This is a genomic window from Clostridium sp. OS1-26 (genome assembly GCF_030915445.1).
In the GTDB taxonomy this organism is placed as follows: domain Bacteria; phylum Bacillota; class Clostridia; order Clostridiales; family Clostridiaceae; genus Clostridium_AM.
Window position 1 is genome coordinate 906,407 of sequence record NZ_CP133264.1, and the last position, 19,085, is coordinate 925,491.

A 19,085-nucleotide genomic window follows, 5' to 3' on the forward strand; every position below is an offset into this window, starting at 1 on the left:
TATTTAGAATCAAAAAACAGTCTTTAGATTATTCTAAAGACTGTCCCTATGATATAAGATTTAAAACTTACGTAATGCCCTATATATAACTAGCTTTTAATGGTGCGCCCAGCAGGAGTTGAACCTGCGGCCTCTGGATTCGAAGTCCATCACTCTATCCATCTGAGCTATGGGCGCTCACAGGATATTAGTGCCTCTTACTTCAGTTTATATAATTAAGTATTGGAGCGGGTGAAGGGAATCGAACCCTCGTAACTAGCTTGGAAGGCTAGCACTCTACCATTGAGTTACACCCGCATATTGGAGCGGAAGACGGGATTCGAACCCGCGACGTTCACCTTGGCAAGGTGACGCTCTACCACTGAGCCACTCCCGCGAATAATTGGTGCAGGTGAAGGGAGTCGAACCCCCACGCCGTTGGCGCTAGATCCTAAGTCTAGTGCGTCTGCCAATTCCGCCACACCTGCATATTTAAAATTTAATGAGGTTAACGCCTTGCGTCGTTAACTAAGTGACTATCACAAAATCAAAGATTTTGGATATCTACTTATTATGGTGGCTTACCGGGGAATCGAACCCCGGACACCATGATTAAAAGTCATGTGCTCTACCGACTGAGCTAGTAAACCAAATTTATATGGGGTGAACGATGGGATTCGAACCCACGACAACCAGAACCACAATCTGGCGCTCTACCAACTGAACTACGTCCACCATATATGGTGCGCCATCAGGGATTCGAACCCTGGGCACCCTGATTAAGAGTCAGGTGCTCTACCAACTGAGCTAATGGCACATACTTGGTGCGTCTTAAGGGATTCGAACCCCTGGCACACGGCTTAGAAGGCCGTTGCTCTATCCAACTGAGCTAAAGACGCATATTTTGGAGCGGGTGAAGGGAATCGAACCCTCGTAACTAGCTTGGAAGGCTAGCACTCTACCATTGAGTTACACCCGCGGATATAATTTAATTTAGTGGTCGGGGTGACAGGGATTGAACCTGCGACCTCATGGTCCCAAACCACGCGCGCTCCCATCTGCGCCACACCCCGAAATATATGGTGCGCCATCAGGGATTCGAACCCTGGGCACCCTGATTAAGAGTCAGGTGCTCTACCAACTGAGCTAATGGCACGTTACTTGGTGCGTCTTAAGGGATTCGAACCCCTGGCACACGGCTTAGAAGGCCGTTGCTCTATCCAACTGAGCTAAAAACGCATATTTGGAGCGGGTGAAGGGAATCGAACCCTCGTAACTAGCTTGGAAGGCTAGCACTCTACCATTGAGTTACACCCGCATATGGAGCGGAAGACGGGATTCGAACCCGCGACGTTCACCTTGGCAAGGTGACGCTCTACCACTGAGCCACTCCCGCGAATAATTGGTGCAGGTGAAGGGAGTCGAACCCCCACGCCGTTGGCGCTAGATCCTAAGTCTAGTGCGTCTGCCAATTCCGCCACACCTGCATATTTAAAATTTAATGAGGTTAACGCCTTGCGTCGTTAACTAAGTGACTATCACAAAATCAAAGATTTTGGATATCTACTTATTATGGTGGCTTACCGGGGAATCGAACCCCGGACACCATGATTAAAAGTCATGTGCTCTACCGACTGAGCTAGTAAACCAAAATGGCTGGGATAGCAGGATTCGAACCTACGAATACCAGAGTCAAAGTCTGGTGCCTTACCGCTTGGCGATATCCCAATATATGGGGTGAACGATGGGATTCGAACCCACGACAACCAGAACCACAATCTGGCGCTCTACCAACTGAACTACGTCCACCATAATGGTGCGTCTTAAGGGATTCGAACCCCTGGCACACGGCTTAGAAGGCCGTTGCTCTATCCAACTGAGCTAAAAACGCATATTTTGGAGCGGGTGAAGGGAATCGAACCCTCGTAACTAGCTTGGAAGGCTAGCACTCTACCATTGAGTTACACCCGCAGATATAAAACATCAAAATCTGTGATTTTGTTATGTTTTAATCCTCATCAGCTTTGCTGAGGAGTTTCATTCCTGGTCGGGGTGACAGGGATTGAACCTGCGACCTCATGGTCCCAAACCACGCGCGCTCCCATCTGCGCCACACCCCGATATATAAAACATCAAAATCTGTACTCTGTGTAAGTGACTATTACCAAATCAGCACTCTGTGTAAGTGATCATCTCAAAATCAGAGATTTTGGATGCCTACTTAAGATTTGGGATATCTACTTAAGATTTTCGATGCCTACTTATGATTTTGTTATGCTTTAATCCTCATCAGCTTTGCTGAGGAATCTTATTTTATAATTTAATTAATGGTCGGGGTGACAGGGATTGAACCTGCGACCTCATGGTCCCAAACCACGCGCGCTCCCATCTGCGCCACACCCCGTTGTTCAGGGATCCCCTGAACTGTTTCTTCAGGAGAATCATCAACTCCCGACGACATAGATTATTCTACACGATATATTTAATTCCGTCAATACTTATTTGAAACTTTTTTTATATTTTTTGAATATGCTTTATACACCTTTAATGCTTGGATTGATTTTCCCATCTTCTATTTTTATAGTAGCTATGCTATTAAATCCATCTCTTGATACAGCTGGACTTCCTGGATTTACAAACCATATTCCATTTTCGTAAGCAATCTTTGAAACATGAGTATGTCCAAATAATGCTATATCAACACCTAACTCCAATGCTCTATATTTTAATCTAGATAGATCATACTTAACATCATATCTATGTCCATGAGTTATGAATATCTTCTTCCCTGCAATCATTTCAATTCTTTCACTTGGAGTATCTACAGCAAAATCACAATTTCCCTTTACGTTAATAATCGGGCCTTTATAATATTTAGATATCTCTTTAATATCTTGAACATTATCACCTAGATGAATAATCATATCAGGATTTTCCAGTTTATTTATAGCATTTTCTATGATCCATGAGTATCTATGTGTATCACTTATTACTCCTATTATCAATATTATTCCTCCTCCATAAGTTTTTTAATTTCTCCTTCTATCTTTTTCAGAGCTTTTGCTCTATGACTTATGGAATTCTTAAGTTCGGAGTCCATCTCCGCAAATGTCATTTTATATTCAGGTATGTAAAACAATGGATCATATCCGAATCCATTGCTTCCTCTTTCTTCATCTATTATTCTTCCTTCTATTTCTCCTTGAACTTTTACTACTTTATCATCACTTATTATTAGAACTATAGCACATACAAACTTAGCTTTTCTCTCTTCATCTTTTTTATCTTTCAATAGTTCTAAAAGCTTTTCATTATTCTTTTTATCATTTCCATGTTCTCCTGCAAACCTAGCAGAATAAATCCCAGGTGCACCGTTTAAACAATCAACTGCGAGGCCAGAATCATCTGCTAACACCATAGCGTCCTCTACAATTTTATATATTTCACTAGCTTTTTTATAGGAATTTTCAATAAATGTATTTCCATCTTCTTCAACATCTATATCTATTCCCGCTTCTTTTAGTGATACTACTTCTATTTGATATTTCTCTAATATTTGTTTAATCTCTTTTATTTTTTTTGCATTATTACTCGCCACTACTAATTTTCTCATTTTCTTTCACCTGTTCCAACCCATAATGAGTCCATTTTCAAACTATCTTTTTGCACTTGAATCATATGTTTTGCGCCTTTTTCTGCTAATGCTATAAGTTCATTTAGATCTGCCCTACTAAAAGGACTTTGCTCTCCAGTTCCCTGTATCTCTACAAATTCACCTGAATCAGTCATAACTACATTCATATCAACCTTTGCTTTTGAATCCTCTTCATAACATAAATCTAGCATCTTCACATTATCTACAATTCCAACACTTACAGCGCTAACAAAATCTCTTATAGGGTATATTGTAAATGGAGTCTGTTTATGAAGCTTATTAACAGCATCTACTAGCGCTACAAAAGCTCCAGATATAGATGCAGTTCTTGTTCCTCCATCCGCTTGAATAACATCACAATCTACCCATATTGTCTTTTCTCCTATAGCTTTTAAGTCAACGATAGATCTTAATGCTCTTCCTATTAATCTTTGTATCTCCATAGTTCTTCCATCAATCTTGCCCCTAGTTATATCTCTAACTTTTCTAACTTGAGTAGCCCTCGGTATCATATTATATTCACAAGTAATCCATCCCTCACCTTTTCCTTTTAAAAATGGAGGGACCTTATCCTCTATTGATGCTGTGCAAATTACCTTTGTGTCACCTGTTTCTATTAAAACTGCACCTTCTGCATATTTTGTATAATTTCTTGTTATTTTTATATGTCTAGTTTGATCATTTTTTCTACCATCAACTCTCATTTTTTACCTCCAAAAGAACCAACTTTTTATTACTTAATTATTATACATTATTAATGACCTATTGTGCATTCAATTCTACCAGTTTATTTCAGTTTTTCTTCTAACACAAATAACTCATCTCTTTCAGGTGGCTCTACTTCCTCTTCTATATTTTTATTCACCAGTATGCCTTTTCCTTTAATAACTTTACCTATTATTGTAGCTTTGATACCTTCTTTTTCAAGTATTTTTACTAATTCATCTCCATTTTTAGTTGTTATAAGCATGCTTCCTGATGATATGAATCTAAGAGGATCTATAGAATATTCTCCGCATATCCTTTGAGTTATACTGCTTATAGGCATCTTTTCTTTGTATATCTTAAATCCCATGTTACTAGCTTCTGCAATTTCCCATAATGCCCCCAGCACTCCCCCTTCTGTTATATCATGCATCGAATTAACCCCAAAGTTTCCAGATATAATTCCTTCATTTACTACGCTTAAATAATTCGTATAATTTTTTGCTTCTTCTATTTCTTCTTCTGTTAGAATATCTTTTATTTTATTTTTATAGTCATTAACTACTATGCTAGTGCCTTCAAGACATAACTGTTTAGTGACGATTATATCATCACCTTCCTCAGCTCCTGAAGTAGCTACTGCTTTTCCTTTTGGAGCCTTGCCAATTACCGTACAAGATATTACCATTTTATTTACTGCTCTTGTTATTTCCGTATGGCCTCCTAAAATTTCAATATTAAGCTTTTGAGTCTCTTCTCCTATTTCTTTCATTACTTCTTTTATTTCATCTAGTGATGTATTTTCTGGGGCTAAAATCGTTACTAAAATGCCTATAGGCTCAACACCACAGGAGGCAATATCATTACAGTTTATATGTACAGCTAATTTACCACTATTAGTATCAGCCCCAGTTATAGGATCTGTAGAAAGTACACATTCATAGCTGCCAAATTCTACTACGCTACAATCTTCTCCTACACCACTTCTGATCCTTACATCGTCTCTCTTAACTTTTCTGCTGCCATCTATTATTTCTTTTAGATCATCCCAGTTTAATTTTCCTACTTTCATTAAAATTTCTTCCTTTCTATTAAATAAATAAGCACTATTTTACTACCTACTTCATATTATTTATATAAGGATTAATTTATGGTAGGTGTATGTGTTTGAAATATATAGGACCCTTTCTAAGAATAAATAAATTAAAAAAAGAAAATGTTGAACACCAACTCTTTTATTTAGCGAAAGAATCTTTAAAACAAATTGTACTATACTCTAAGTGTGGGGTACACACCTCTCTTAAAGAACTTAAAGTAAAAAATATATCTAATTTTGATATTAACACATTTAAAGATGTTTCTCCACTTCTATGTATATATAAAAAGGCAAGTCCTAAACTTATTAGCGTTGAAGATAACTTATGCTGGGATGAGGATAAATTTAAAAAAGAGATAAACATAGACAGTAACGCTTTAATGACATTATGTCTTTTAGAATTATACGATTATTACAGCAACTTTAAAAACATAAACACCAAAAATTGCGATTTAGCTAACTTATATTTGTTATTATCTAAAAAACAATTAGAATTTTATGCTTCTCATTTTAGAAATGAGGAAGGAGTATTTATAGATAAAAAGGATGCAAGTGATCTTTTTACTGGAGAATTAAAATTCGAAGAAAAAAATAAAAAATTTAAATTTTCTACTCAAGCATTATTAATGGCTGCATACTATAAGTGTGCTTACTTGTGTAAAGACGAGGATAAAGATAATTACAAAAACTTTTCACTGGATATATTAAATATGTTTATTAATTTTAAAGAAGATCTATATTTGCTTTCTTATAATGAACTCAGCGAACTATGTTTAGGTTTAAATATATTTTACAAGTATTCTAAAAATGAAGATTGTAAAGTTTTATTACTAGACTTATCGGAGCTGCTGTATGAAAAGAGTAATGATTGTTCTGCGGAATTTGATTTAGAAAAAGACTGTATGAATTATATTAATTTTATTCTATTCTATAAAAATACAGGAATTGTGAAATTTAAAGATAACGCAGAAAATATGTATACTAAGTTTCTTGAATTATATGACCCTGAAAAAGGTATTTTTATTAAAAACACTGAAAGTAAAGACATCACTTTTTCTTGTCTAGAAATTGCTCTATACGTTTTAGTTTGCATTATTCATTCGCATACAAGTGAAGATGGAGATAAAAGTGATTTAATACTATTAGATGTATTTAAGCATCAACTTGTAGATTCAGGAATTATAGCAAGTTGGCCTGACGCTCCCGACTTGCAGGATGTAGAAAGATATAAAAATTATACACTAAAATCTGAAGACCTACTAGAAGAGCAAGATTTTAGGATGGCTTCAATTCCCACTCCTGAAAACTGCGAACTAGCTGCCGTATTTAATAAAAATGTTTGCTATAATAAGAAGAAAGAAGCCTTTAAAGTTCCTAAAAACTCCTTTGATACTCATAAAAACATGTTGCTGTTCTTCTTGATCATACACGTTCTAAGACCAAAAAGATTAGTCCATAGGATAATAGAAGAGAATATGGAATTTGAGCAAGAATATTAAAAAATAATATTTTAATTTTTGGGTTATACTAATATAACCACAGTACAAGCATTTACTTATGCTAAAACTTCAGCCTGCTTTAAAAGGAGGTATGTAATTTATGATGAACATAAATTGTTCTGAAAAGTGCATACATGAAAAAAACGGGAAATGTACTTTAAACCATGTAACACCGCTTTCAAGTTTTTCAGCTAATAGAGAAGCAGACTGCGCCTACTTTGTTTCAAAGCAATCTAACAAAAAGCTTCCCCTTGAAATTAAGGGGAAGTCTTTTTATTAAGGTTGCAAGTTTATATATACTTTATCTAATTTGATATTTCCCTTTTTTGTAATGCCTATATCTTCTATATTGCTTTTTTTGCAGATTACTATATTACTGAAGTACAGTGGAATCATTGGCATATCTTCAAATAATATATTTTCTCCAGATTTTAATAATTCTATTTTTTTACCTTTCTCTTTTTCCATTTTACTCTTTTCTAATATGTTATCTAACTCAATATTCTTGTATCCATAAATATTATCCTTCGAATTAATAGTCCATCTTTCAAGAAATGATAGAGGATAATCATAACTTCCTTCACATTCAACTTTAGCCATATCATAATCTCCCTTGCTTAGTTCATCATTAAACTCTTCAGCACTGTAGCCAATACATTCAACTTTTAACTGCAAATTGTCATGTAAGTTTTTAGATATGGCTTCACAAACCTTTTTATTTTCTATTGTATCTACATAAACTAATTTTAAGGGTTCATTATTTTTATCAAATTTAGTCTTTTTTATAAACTCTAACGCTTTATCTTTTTCTAAAGTGCTTGCAAAATAAGCCTTATTTATGAATTGTCCATTTAAACCATTACTAATGTTTGTTGGAATGTATGTTAAGGCTGGTTTAGCTGTATCATTCAATATCTCTTTTGATATATAGCTTCTATCAATACTTGTTGCTATGGATTTTCTGAAGTTGATATCTTTTATTATACCTTCTTTTTTTAAATTAAAAACTATAACATCAGTTGTATATGTTGATACTTGATTAGCTTTTCCTAAACTAATAAGATCCTTAATTTCACTTATTGGCGGATCTACAAATATATCTATCTTATCGCTTTGGTATGCAGCTAATGCTGCTTCACTACCATCAATGCAGGATAGGATAATCTTATTACTTCTTACTGTATTTTTATTCCAATAATTGTCGTTCTTTACAAGACTTATTTCGTTATTATTAGATATCCCCTGCATAGTAAAGCATCCTGTATATAAGATTTCTTTATAGTTTTTTCTCCATTCAACCATATCATTATTAATTTTTCTTAATGAGTATATTGGCTCTGCAAGTATATTTAAAAAGTAATTACAAGGATAATTTAATCTTATTTCAAGCTTTTTCTTATCAATAGCTCTAATTGCCACATCATTAAACCCTTTTTTGCCATGTCTATATTCGGAAGCACCAAATATATAATACAATTGTTCTGCAAATTTATTATTTAAATCTTTATTTAATATTTGTGAAAAAAAGATAACAAAATCTTCTGCAGTAATATCACTTCCATCACTCCATTTTGCATCGTCTCTTATATTGAATGTATAGCAGGTTTCATCTTTACTTAAAGCCCAACTATCACTTAAACCAGGAATAATGCTGCCTTTTTCATCTGTTTTCACTAATCCTTCAAATAAATTTACAAGAAGGTCTTGTTGTCTAACATTATAATCCGTAAGCATTAATAAGTCCTTTGGTGGCTTTCCAATGTTATATACTATATAATCTTTTATATTTACATTTTTATTGCCTTGTACACTCTTCTCAACACACCCATTTAAAAATACAGAACTTAAAATTAATATGCTAATTATAAACTTTTTCATGAAATATCCCCCTATTCTTTTCTTTAAACATATAAAAACAATCAATATATTAGTATATTTTATTTCAAATGCCTTAGTAGAAAATTAACTTTCAGTCTTTTACCTCTATATTTAAATTATTGGCACTTAAAAGAAAAATAAACAAAACTTGTATAAAGTTTTGTTTATTTTCTATTCATTGAGGAAGATATTCTAAAAAGCTTAGTTGTTCAATACTAAATTGCTTTTTTATAAATTTAATACCATCTATCCTTTGAACCTTTTTATAGAAACCAGTATCAATATATTTGTTTATTTTTTCATCAAATACACCTGTAGCAATATATATACCTCTTTCTATATCATACTGATTTAAATACTCTAAGAATGTTTCATACTCTTGCAGCAAAACTTTTTCTTTTTTATGGTATTTAAATAATATGGTTCTTTCAGCTCCTGTGAGCTTTATAATAACAAAATCTGAATTTTTTAAAATTATATTATAATGTATATTATAATTCCAACAATTTTTAGTTATGTTTTCAGTTATCATATCTATGTTTATTCTCTTTAGCTTATATTTTGACTTATAAGCCTCATCTTTTTTAAATTTTAAATAAGCTTTATCAACTATATTGCTCACGTTCCTCCCCCATAAATTATTAATATTAGTTAATTATATGAAGTCAAATATAATTTTGATACAATTAATTTTCTGCCTATTTTTAATCAAAAGTGATATTTTTTGCCTATTTTTATGATATAATATTTACGTATTTTTAGCAGCTTCTGCTAAAAATACATGTGATAAACATTGTATTTTAATAAAAAGTTTAATAGATAATTATACGGAGGAAGCTAAGATGATTCTTGCTGTAGAAATACTAGGCATATTAACTATGTTAACTTTAATATTTGCCTTGGTATGGGCTTTTATAACCCTTACACAAATATTAAATCAACTAAAATATAAAAACTACTTAATGGAAAAATTAACTCAACATATGTATATGCTCGCGAAAAAAGATGAGAACTCAAAGGATATGTAAAAGCAAATATACCAAAGTTACTGGTTTAAACACCTGTAAACAACAAAATGGGTACAATTTTTAATGAAATTGTACCCATTTTTAGATATATTGCTTAATTTAAAATGTAAAACTTCTAATAAACTTTCATATAAATAAAGAAAATTGTTCCAACTGCTATTAGTATACATGCTACAGGATATACTACGTTTTTAAAACTAGCCTTAAAATCAACCATATTGATAGCTAAAACAACCATTGTAAAGAATATACACCATTGAAGAGTTTCATAGCTATTAAAATATTTTACATATGTAAATTGATATGTAGTAAGGAACGTCAATACAAGTGTGAGTATTGTTAACGACACTCCCATCCATCCTAAAAAATGAATAGCCCTTCTCACATTTCTCTCCTCCGTATGTCTGTGTTTTTATTTTGATATAAATAAAACCATTTTCATAATAAACCTTTTTTATAATTTTGTAAATATCTACAACATTTTTTCAAAATCATCTTCGCTTAATATTTTTACACCTAATTCTATTGCCTTATCGTATTTAGATCCTGCTTCTTCTCCAGCTAAAACATAGTCTGTCTTTTTGCTAACACTTCCTGTAATCTTTACTCCAAGTGACTCTAATTTTTCCTTTATACTGCTCCTAGTATAGTTTTTCAATGTACCTGTTACTACTACGTTTTTCCCTGAAAAAGCGCTTTCCGATATTTCTTCTTCTTCATAACGAGGATTAACTCCTAATTGTAGTAATTCATTTATGCTTTGTATTATTTTATCCCCTTTGAAGAATTCTATTATACTTTTAGCAACAATATCTCCTATATCTTGAACAGATATAAGTTCGTCTATGGAAGCTGTTTTAAGATTACCTAAATTTTTGAAATTTTTAACTAAATCTTTAGCAGTTTTTTTACCTACATTAGGTATTCCCAATGCAAATATAAAGGAGGATAAATCGCAACTTTTACTCTTTTCTATAGCATCAATTAAATTTTGAGCCTTTTTATCCCCAAACTTTTCTAATGTAAGTAAATCTTCTTTTTTTATTCTATATAAATCGCCAATTGATTTAATCTGAAGTTTTTCAAAAAGCTGTTCTGCAGTCTTTTCACTAAAGCCTTCTATATTCATTGCTTCTCTACTTCCAAAATGAACAATACTCTTTACCATCTGAGGTTTACAGGATAAAGTATTTTCACAAAAATAATGTACCCCCTCCTGCACTAACTCACTACCACAGTAAGGACATGTTGTTGGTGGTTCTATTTCATTACTTTCTTTTAAGCTTTCCTCAACTACACCCATAATTTCCGGTATTACATCGTTAGAACGACGTACAAAGACATGACAACCAATTTTTACTCCTTTTCTTTGTATGTCATCCATATTATTTAGTGTGGCCCTTTTGACAGTAACTCCAGCTAATTCCACTGGCTCTAGTATTGCAGTAGGAGTTACTCTTCCACTTCTACCAACGTTCCATTCTACATCTAAAAGTTTTGTAGTAGCTTCTTCTGCTTCAAATTTATATGCAATTGCCCATTTAGGGAATTTTATAGTATATCCAAGTATGTCTCTTGTTCTCATGTCATCTACAACGATAACAACACCATCTATATCATAATCTAATGTATTTCTTATGCCTTCAACAGCTACTAACTCTTCTTCTATCTCTTCTATGCTTCTGCACACTTTAAGATAATCATCTTGTGGAAAACCCATTTCTTTTATAAAGTTCATCATTTCAATGTAACTTCTAAATGCTGTTCCTTCGTTATATCCTACATCGTAAAAAAATGCAGATAAATTTCTTCTGGCTGTTTCTTTTATGTTTAAGTTTCTTAAAGCTCCAGCAGCTCCATTTCTTAAGTTCTTTAGTGGAGTTTCAGCTTTTTTATTATATTCCTCAAAAGCAGTCTTCGTCATAACAGCCTCTCCATGAACTTCTATAACACTACTGTTATTTATTTTTAATGGAAGAGTTTTTATTGTTTTTACCTGTGCTGTTATATCTTCTCCAACTTCACCTGTTCCTCTAGTGGCTGCTTTAATAAGTATTCCACTTTCATCATAGGTACAGTTAACAGTAAGTCCATCGAATTTTTTAGTAAGTACATACTTAAGTTCAGGCAACTTATCTTCATGGTTAGAATTATATTCATCTACTGCTTTTTTGTTTCTTGTATGCCATTCCTTAATTTCCTGAATGTTTTGTGCTTTATCTAAACTCCACAATCTTCCTTTATGAGTGTATTTTTGAAACTCAGCTAACACTCCATCTCCTATTCTTTGTGTGGGAGAGTAAGGAAGTACGATTCCAGTTTCCTTTTCTAGTTTAGTTAACTCATCGTATTTTTTATCATACTCTTTATCTGAAATACTTGGGTTATCTAATACATAATATTCATGTGCATACTTATTTAATTCCTCTATTAGTTCCTTAATTCTTGCTATTTTATCACTATTAAAACTCATATTTCCCCCCTAAACAGCCTCCAATGGAGCAACTCCATACATTAAGTTTTTGATTCCCATCTTATCAAAAGCTATGGTTAGTTTTACGTCATTTCCAACCTTAGAAACACTTACAATAGTTCCTACTCCAAACTTTAGATGCTTAACTTTTATTCCAACTTTAATATTTTCAAGCTTTAGAGAGCTTTTATCTTCTTTATTATCACTAGTAGCATCCGCTGCAACATGCGTAATTCCTGTATTTCTTAGCGGAGATGGTGAATTACTAAAGTTACTCCTATTTAAATTGCTATTTAAGCTGCTATTCATAGTAGTTCCAAATTTCCCAAAGCCCCTTTTAGCAGGATTATCATATTCTACTAATTCCTTAGATATTTCCTGTACAAAATCTGATTCTGAAAAAGCAACAGTTTTTCCAAATACTCTTCTAGTTTCAGCAGAAGTTATATATAATTGCTCCTCAGCTCTAGTTATTGCAACATAACAAAGCCTTCTCGCTTCTTCCATTTCAGCAAAATCATTTAAAGCTTGATTTCCTGGGAATATTCCATTTTCCATACCAACCATAAATACTACAGGGAACTCTAGCCCTTTTGCACTATGGACTGTCATCATAACTACACTATCCGCCTCTTCATTAAAGTTATCTATATCAGATACTAACGTAACTTTCTCTAAAAATGCAGATAGGGACTTGTCTTCTGATGAACTTTCAAATTCTACAGCTGCAGATACAAGTTCTTTTAAGTTTTCTATTCTACTTAATGCATCTAAATCCTTCGAATTTTTAAGTTCTTCTAAATATCCTGTAATCTCTAATATTTCTTTTATCAAAAGTAGAGACCTTGATTTGATCTCTGCTTCTAATAAAGCTGTTTATTAAACTTACAAATTTCTTTATAGATGATATAGTTCTAGTTGAAAGCTTTAATACTTCTTCAACATCTAATAACACACTATACATACACTCATCCATTGATCCCGCAAACTCTTGCACCTTCTGTACTGTAGTATCTCCTATGCTTCTTTTAGGAACATTTATAATTCTTTTTAAACTTACATCATCAAGTGGATTATTTATAAATTTCAAATATGCCATTATATCTTTTATTTCTTTTCTGTCATAAAACTTAAGGCCACCAACTATTCTATATGGTATATTAGATTTCATAAAAACATCTTCAAATATACGAGATTGAGCATTAGTTCTATAAAGTATTGCAAAGCTTTTGTATTTTTTACTTTGCTCTTCTCTAATTCTTTTTATTTGAGATGCTACATAAATTCCTTCATCTATATCAGAAAATGATCTATGTAATTTTATTTTTTCGCCACTTTCACTTTCTGTCCTAAGGATTTTATTCTTTCTTTGGGCATTATTTTTTATAACATCATTTGCAGCTCTTAGTATGTTTCCTTTAGATCTATAGTTTTGCTCAAGCTTAATTACCTTTGTCTCTGGATAATCTTTTTCAAAATCTAAGATGTTTCTTATGTCTGCACCTCTCCATGCATAGATACACTGGTCATCATCACCAACAACACAAATGTTCCTATGAGCTGATGCTAAAAGTCTTACAAACTCATATTGTGATTTATTAGTGTCCTGATACTCGTCTACCATTATATATTTAAACTTCTTTTGGTAGAATTCCAATACATCAGGGTTTTTCTTAAACAACTCAACTGCTTTATAAATTAAATCATCAAAGTCTAATGCATTATTACTTTTAAGCTTTTTTGATATAGTCTATACATGTCAGCAATTTTATTTAATCTAAAATTATGTTCATTTTCTCTCTTAAATTGTTCTGGAGATATTAAATTATCCTTCTGCTCTCCTATTTTATTTATTATTTCTTTATCAGTTATATCCTTATCATTTATTTTTAACTCTTCCATGCACTGCTTGATTAATATTTTTTGATCATAGCTATCATATATAGCAAAATTTTTATTATATCCTAATTTATCAATTTCTCTTCTTAAAATTCTTACACAACTTGAGTGAAATGTGGAGACCCACATGTTATCCACTTCATCACCAACTAGGTTTCTTACTCTATCCTTCATTTCTCCTGCAGCTTTATTTGTAAAAGTAATAGCTAAAATTTTTGAAGGATATATATTTAAATCTTTTATCATATGAGCTATCCTATGCGTTAACACTCTTGTCTTACCTGAACCAGCACCGGCCAAAATTAATAGCGGTCCTTCTACAGTTACAACTGCATCATACTGTTCCTTATTTAAAAGTTTTTTTAAATCCATACAATTCACTCCCTGGTTACTATACAAAATTCTCATGTTTAATATTATAACATTTAAATACTGATTTAATCATTATTAAACGTAAAAAATGTGCTGATTTATATCAACACATTTTTTGGAAGTCTAAAGTTTCTATATAATACATATATTATTCTTCGCTATCGCCTTTTAATCTTTCTAAAACGATATTATATCCATCACTACCATAATTTAAACATCTGTTTACTCTGCTAATAGTAGCAGTACTTGCTCCAGTAGCTGCAGCAATATCTAAATATGTTCTCTTATTCTTTAACATTTTTGCCACTTGAAGTCTTTGCTCAAGAGCTTTTATTTCATTTATAGTACATATATCATCAAAAAACCTATAACATTCTTCTTTTGTCTTTAAAGATAACATAGCTTCACATAAAAAATCCATAGCCTCACTTTGTAATTTGGATTTATATTCTTCCATGAGCTCAACTCCTTATTTACTATACGTTTTTATAATTATTTCCTATACATTTTAATTCTATCACGTATTAAAGCATTAATCTACAAAATTATTATAAATTAATACAAAATAAAAACAGCCCATTGGGGCATGGGCTGTTCGCTCATAAATAAAAAGGGGGCTATTTATTCCTTTTATTTATCCTTGCAAGATTATTATATTAAAGTAGAAATGAAATTTCAAGCTATTTTGCATAATTAATTGTAAAAATATATTAAAATGCCTGAATTAATTTCATATGTTGAAAAATCTTAAATTTTTTTAAGTATTTCTACTTCTTTTTCTGATAATTCTCTATATCCACCCTCAATTAAATTTATGTCTAAATCAATAGGCCCAAACTTTATTCTTTTTAAGTACACTACACTCTTATCTCTACTTTGAAACATTCTTTTAACCTGATGAAATTTCCCTTCCTGTATAGTTACTTTCACCTTTGAACCATCACTATCTGCCTGCAATATTTCTAGTTTAGCAGGCATGCATTTATAACCATCGTCTAAGGTGATTCCTTTTCAAAGGCCTCAATATCTTTTTCATCAACAGCTTTATCTATTTCCGCATAATAAACTTTATCTACATGCCATTTCGGCGATATTAACCTATGATTCAATTCCCCATCATTTGTCAGTAATAGCAATCCTACTGTATCTTTGTCCAATCTTCCTACAGGAAATGGATTAAAAACTTGGTGTTCTGGATCAAGCAAATCTATAACAGTTTCATCATAGTTGTCAAATGTAGCAGAAACCACACCATCAGGCTTATTCATCATAAGATATATATGTTTTCTATAGTTAACTAATTCACCTGAAACTCTTATTTTACAAATATTAGGATCCACCTTCATTCCGCTATCTTTAATTATCGATCCATCGACTTCTATAGCACCATCTTTAACTAGTGCTTTTACTTCTTTTCTCGTTCCATATCCTAAATTGGATAGAACTTTATCTAACCTTTCCATCAGCTACCTCCTAATAAGTTTACATATGCCTAAATTCTATTAATTATTATAACCTTTTAATTATAAAATAAAAACAGCCTAGCTAAAGACTGTTTAAAAATTTCTTTATTTGCCGTAGTATTTCATAACCTTTTGTACGTAATCTCTGGTTTCATATGGCAACTTAGAAATATCTGAGGTATCTCTTACCCCTCTATATTTCAAAGTTCCAGGTCCTGCATTATAAGCAGCCAAAGCTAATTCTTTTGAGTTACCGTACATGTCAAGTAGCCCTTTTAGATATTTGGTGCCACCCTCAACGTTTTGTTCTATGTTATATGCATCAGAAACTCCTAGTTCCCTCGCAGTACCAGGCATAAGTTGCATAAGCCCCATTGCTCCTACATTTGATGTGGATTTAGGATCAAAATCTGATTCTTGTTTTATAACTGCCATTATGAGTGATTTATCAAGACCATATTTTTTTGAAGCTTTTTCTACTGCTTCTTCTATACTTAAGTTTCCACTCTTTATATCGCTTTTCAACCCCTTATATGCAGAGTTCAGCCTTTCTCCCGCACCATATCCGAGCTTGCTTAAGTCTCCATCTCCCAGTCCAAGCTTACTTAAATCTAAATTCCCATCACTATCCGTCATAGCTTTAGTTAAGCTTTCCATAATTAGTTGGAAAGAGTCTGAGTCTCCAACTGCTTCTTTAAACATTTGAGTCATAAGTTGAAATTGTAGAAAATCTTCAACTTTTTTATTGTTATCTACATTCATATTTTCACCAACCTATGTTTTCTTTACACTAACTATATATCGTGCTTTTTAGTAATAACTTTATATATATCATTCTACATTGAATATAAATGTGTCATAGTCTTCATAAGAAACTTCACTGTATTGACTTTTAGCTAATACTAATACTTTATACTCTTCTTTACAAAAGGGTATAAATGTATAATAATTTTTTTGCTATAATTTTGGACTAAAGTCCAATCTCTCTTTTCCATAACATAAAACTCGTACATTACATCCTTTCCACCCTCACTATGCACAGTAAAATTTATAGATTCATTACATATAAACTTTACTTTATCACAGGTTATTTTAGTGTCTGTTATAGGTAATGCGTCGTGCACCTCTACTTTTACATCTTTCTTACAATCAAAAGGTTTATCACTCTCCTTGCTTTTTGCAAAGATTTCTACACTGTATAAACCACTACATTTAGGGGTAAACACATATGCTTTCTCCATAACATAATCTGTTTCTTCAACTTTACGTTCGTTGATTTTTAAAACATATTTGAGAAGCGTATTGGTAGTATTTCTAGTTATAGAATTTATACTGATTTTATCTCCAACTATATAATACTCCTTTGCAGGAAATAGTATATAATCAATATTAGCTGGAATATAATTAAAAGCTTCTAAGCTCATTATGGAGTGACAGTCAAATTCTCTGCTTGAGTATTTGTCTTTAACCCTCACTTCAAGTTCGTAACACCCCTGTTTATTTGGAATAAAGTTTACCCAATTACATGTACCATAATCAACCTTTTCTAATTCTAATCCATCTCTTTTTGTTATAAAACTATATCTTAAATCCGTACCGCCTGATGCATCAACTTTGACATTAACCTTCTCATCTACCAAAACATTAGTACTTTTATCTATCAGAACTCTATCAATTCTCACTGGTTCTTTACTATGTTCATCTATTATAAAGCTCATCGTTTCTGATGCTTCATATTTTCCTTCAAAAGACTTATCTTTAACCCATAGTATTAATTTATATTCTCCAGGGACCTTACTTTTCCACATATAAGTTTTATTTCTTGTATATCCTGAATCTTCAGGGCACTTTCCTTCAATTATGTATCTGTATAATATCTCTCTTCCACCAACAGTTTCTGCTTTAAGTACTATAGATGTTTCACATAGCTGTGGAGAGTTTAAATCAGCTGCAAAACTTTTTATGAAAATTTCATTATACTTTTTTACTTTGAAATGGATTATAGCTCTATCGTCATATTCACTGGTAGAATACATATCCTTTGCTAGACACAAAATCTTATAATCTCCACTTTGTTCTGCTATATAACTTACAGTTCTTTTTGTTGAGTAATCTTGTACACAATTAGCTTCCCCATTCGAAGTTATCTTTATAAACTTATATAGCATTGTTCTATTTTCATCATAAGTTGCGTCAACCTGGAATATGATCTCGTGGTCTTCAATTAGATCTGACGTTAAACACTTAAAATCAGTTATTTCTACTTTTTTTAATGGGATAACTTCAAATTCAACGGTTTGAAAATCATCATATTTATTTTTAGAGTCTATATTCTTACACTCTACTAATATTTGTCCTCTTCCGATAGATTTAGTTGTCCACGTAAGGTCATTGTCTGCAGAATAGTCTTTTATAATCTTCCATTCATCATTAATTCTGAGCCAATACCTAAACATGAGTGGAAATTTATTAGCATCAACAAATAAATTAACTTTCTCTCCTAAATCTAATTCATATTTGTTCAGAGTTATACTATTTATTAACTTTTCTTCAACTTTCCCTATTATATAATCTAATCTGGATACATAGTCAAAACTTTTTTCTCCTTTTACCTTTTTAGCTTGTACCATTATTATATATTTTCCATCTTCCTCTGGAACCCATGAAGCCCTATCCTCTTCAGCAAAATCTTTTAATGTACTCCATGTTCCATTACAACCAATCATATATTTGTATAAAAAATCTTCTTCTAAGTCATTTTCAATAGTTATTATTATATTTGTATCTTTTTCTTGTGGACTCTCTAAATTACAAATAATACCTAACTCATTCATCTCTATTTACCCATCCCCTGTTTAGGCATCTGAAAGAAAATAACAAGTCCAAAGATGCGACGGATATTTTGCGTCAGACAAGGAGAAAGGTTCCGCAGATAGCCGACCTTATCTAAGGGTTCTGACGACGCAGTATGAGACAAAATAGACTAGCAGATGAACTAGTTATTTTTTGAAGATGCCTTAATATGTATCTAAATTCCA

General features: G+C 32.2%; 13 protein-coding genes, 22 tRNA genes and 3 pseudogenes. 3 read left to right on the forward strand and 35 right to left on the reverse strand.

Annotated elements, in window-relative coordinates:
- Positions 1–100: 100 nt before the first annotated feature.
- The 26 genes from RCG18_RS04540 to RCG18_RS04665 all read right to left on the reverse strand — a co-directional run bounded on the left by RCG18_RS04540 (position 101) and on the right by RCG18_RS04665 (position 5,411).
- Positions 101–177, reverse strand: a tRNA-Arg gene (locus RCG18_RS04540).
- Positions 178–223: 46 nt separating this feature from the next.
- Positions 224–297: transfer RNA gene (locus RCG18_RS04545), tRNA-Gly, on the reverse strand.
- 4 nt (positions 298–301) lie between these two features.
- Positions 302–376, reverse strand: a tRNA-Gly gene (locus RCG18_RS04550).
- Positions 377–383: 7 nt separating this feature from the next.
- Positions 384–467: transfer RNA gene (locus RCG18_RS04555), tRNA-Leu, on the reverse strand.
- Positions 468–553: 86 nt separating this feature from the next.
- Positions 554–629 (reverse strand) — tRNA-Lys (locus RCG18_RS04560).
- Between the two features lie 9 nt (positions 630–638).
- Positions 639–714, reverse strand: a tRNA-His gene (locus RCG18_RS04565).
- A gap of 6 nt (positions 715–720) precedes the next feature.
- A tRNA-Lys gene (locus RCG18_RS04570) sits at positions 721–796 on the reverse strand.
- Positions 797–801: 5 nt separating this feature from the next.
- Positions 802–878 (reverse strand) — tRNA-Arg (locus RCG18_RS04575).
- Between the two features lie 6 nt (positions 879–884).
- A tRNA-Gly gene (locus RCG18_RS04580) sits at positions 885–958 on the reverse strand.
- Between the two features lie 18 nt (positions 959–976).
- A tRNA-Pro gene (locus RCG18_RS04585) sits at positions 977–1,052 on the reverse strand.
- A 7-nt stretch (positions 1,053–1,059) separates the two neighbouring features.
- A tRNA-Lys gene (locus RCG18_RS04590) sits at positions 1,060–1,135 on the reverse strand.
- Positions 1,136–1,141: 6 nt separating this feature from the next.
- A tRNA-Arg gene (locus RCG18_RS04595) sits at positions 1,142–1,218 on the reverse strand.
- A gap of 5 nt (positions 1,219–1,223) precedes the next feature.
- Positions 1,224–1,297, reverse strand: a tRNA-Gly gene (locus RCG18_RS04600).
- Between the two features lie 3 nt (positions 1,298–1,300).
- Positions 1,301–1,375, reverse strand: a tRNA-Gly gene (locus tag RCG18_RS04605).
- Between the two features lie 7 nt (positions 1,376–1,382).
- A tRNA-Leu gene (locus RCG18_RS04610) sits at positions 1,383–1,466 on the reverse strand.
- Between the two features lie 86 nt (positions 1,467–1,552).
- Positions 1,553–1,628: transfer RNA gene (locus RCG18_RS04615), tRNA-Lys, on the reverse strand.
- Between the two features lie 4 nt (positions 1,629–1,632).
- Positions 1,633–1,707: transfer RNA gene (locus RCG18_RS04620), tRNA-Gln, on the reverse strand.
- 5 nt (positions 1,708–1,712) lie between these two features.
- A tRNA-His gene (locus tag RCG18_RS04625) sits at positions 1,713–1,788 on the reverse strand.
- A 5-nt stretch (positions 1,789–1,793) separates the two neighbouring features.
- A tRNA-Arg gene (locus tag RCG18_RS04630) sits at positions 1,794–1,870 on the reverse strand.
- Positions 1,871–1,876: 6 nt separating this feature from the next.
- Positions 1,877–1,950 (reverse strand) — tRNA-Gly (locus tag RCG18_RS04635).
- Positions 1,951–2,023: 73 nt separating this feature from the next.
- Positions 2,024–2,099: transfer RNA gene (locus RCG18_RS04640), tRNA-Pro, on the reverse strand.
- A gap of 208 nt (positions 2,100–2,307) precedes the next feature.
- Positions 2,308–2,383 (reverse strand) — tRNA-Pro (locus RCG18_RS04645).
- 130 nt (positions 2,384–2,513) lie between these two features.
- Positions 2,514–2,984, reverse strand: a complete 471-nt coding sequence (locus RCG18_RS04650) for a metallophosphoesterase (protein WP_308040246.1) — start codon at positions 2,982–2,984, stop codon at positions 2,514–2,516.
- A gap of 2 nt (positions 2,985–2,986) precedes the next feature.
- Positions 2,987–3,592 (reverse strand): XTP/dITP diphosphatase, encoded by a 606-nt coding sequence (locus RCG18_RS04655; RefSeq protein WP_308040247.1) that lies wholly within the window; start codon positions 3,590–3,592, stop codon positions 2,987–2,989.
- Positions 3,589–4,338, reverse strand: a complete 750-nt coding sequence (rph, locus tag RCG18_RS04660) for a ribonuclease PH (RefSeq protein WP_308040248.1) — start codon at positions 4,336–4,338, stop codon at positions 3,589–3,591. The genes RCG18_RS04655 and rph overlap by 4 nt, the downstream gene beginning before the upstream one ends.
- Positions 4,339–4,421: 83 nt before the next feature.
- Positions 4,422–5,411, reverse strand: a complete 990-nt coding sequence (locus tag RCG18_RS04665; RefSeq protein ID WP_308040249.1) for an AIR synthase family protein — start codon at positions 5,409–5,411, stop codon at positions 4,422–4,424.
- A gap of 95 nt (positions 5,412–5,506) precedes the next feature.
- Between RCG18_RS04665 and RCG18_RS04670 the strand changes: the two genes are divergently transcribed.
- Together RCG18_RS04670 and RCG18_RS04675 are read left to right on the forward strand one after the other, a co-directional pair.
- Positions 5,507–6,934: a hypothetical protein gene (locus RCG18_RS04670; protein ID WP_308040250.1), complete on the forward strand. Its 1,428-nt coding sequence runs from the start codon at positions 5,507–5,509 to the stop codon at positions 6,932–6,934.
- Between the two features lie 100 nt (positions 6,935–7,034).
- Positions 7,035–7,214: a hydroxymyristoyl-ACP dehydratase gene (locus RCG18_RS04675; protein ID WP_308040251.1), complete on the forward strand. Its 180-nt coding sequence runs from the start codon at positions 7,035–7,037 to the stop codon at positions 7,212–7,214.
- Here the strand turns inward: RCG18_RS04675 and RCG18_RS04680 are convergent.
- Together RCG18_RS04680 and RCG18_RS04685 are read right to left on the reverse strand one after the other, a co-directional pair.
- Positions 7,211–8,812, reverse strand: a complete 1,602-nt coding sequence (locus RCG18_RS04680) for a peptide ABC transporter substrate-binding protein (protein ID WP_308040252.1) — start codon at positions 8,810–8,812, stop codon at positions 7,211–7,213. The genes RCG18_RS04675 and RCG18_RS04680 overlap by 4 nt on opposite strands.
- A gap of 175 nt (positions 8,813–8,987) precedes the next feature.
- Positions 8,988–9,434 (reverse strand): hypothetical protein, encoded by a 447-nt coding sequence (locus RCG18_RS04685; RefSeq protein WP_308040253.1) that lies wholly within the window; start codon positions 9,432–9,434, stop codon positions 8,988–8,990.
- 220 nt (positions 9,435–9,654) lie between these two features.
- On the opposite strand from RCG18_RS04685, the gene RCG18_RS04690 reads away from it, so the two are divergent.
- Complete coding sequence (locus tag RCG18_RS04690; protein ID WP_308040254.1) at positions 9,655–9,840, forward strand: hypothetical protein; 186 nt, start codon at positions 9,655–9,657, stop codon at positions 9,838–9,840.
- A 115-nt stretch (positions 9,841–9,955) separates the two neighbouring features.
- On the opposite strand, the gene RCG18_RS04695 is transcribed toward RCG18_RS04690, so the two are convergent.
- From RCG18_RS04695 to RCG18_RS04725, 7 genes and pseudogenes are all read right to left on the reverse strand, one after another.
- On the reverse strand, positions 9,956–10,225 hold the full coding sequence (locus tag RCG18_RS04695; protein WP_308040255.1) for a hypothetical protein: 270 nt from the start codon (positions 10,223–10,225) through the stop codon (positions 9,956–9,958).
- Between the two features lie 87 nt (positions 10,226–10,312).
- Positions 10,313–12,313: an NAD-dependent DNA ligase LigA gene (gene ligA / locus RCG18_RS04700; protein ID WP_308040256.1), complete on the reverse strand. Its 2,001-nt coding sequence runs from the start codon at positions 12,311–12,313 to the stop codon at positions 10,313–10,315.
- Positions 12,314–12,322: 9 nt separating this feature from the next.
- Positions 12,323–14,584: pseudogene (pcrA, locus tag RCG18_RS04705) on the reverse strand (DNA helicase PcrA).
- 148 nt (positions 14,585–14,732) lie between these two features.
- Entirely contained in the window at positions 14,733–15,041 is a 309-nt protein-coding gene (locus RCG18_RS04710; protein ID WP_178908357.1) for a YerC/YecD family TrpR-related protein, read from the reverse strand.
- A gap of 290 nt (positions 15,042–15,331) precedes the next feature.
- A pseudogene (locus RCG18_RS04715) lies at positions 15,332–16,047 on the reverse strand (pseudouridine synthase).
- Between the two features lie 105 nt (positions 16,048–16,152).
- Positions 16,153–16,809, reverse strand: a complete 657-nt coding sequence (locus RCG18_RS04720; RefSeq protein WP_308040257.1) for a lytic transglycosylase domain-containing protein — start codon at positions 16,807–16,809, stop codon at positions 16,153–16,155.
- Between the two features lie 69 nt (positions 16,810–16,878).
- A pseudogene (locus RCG18_RS04725) lies at positions 16,879–18,881 on the reverse strand (triple tyrosine motif-containing protein).
- Positions 18,882–19,085 lie beyond the last annotated feature (204 nt).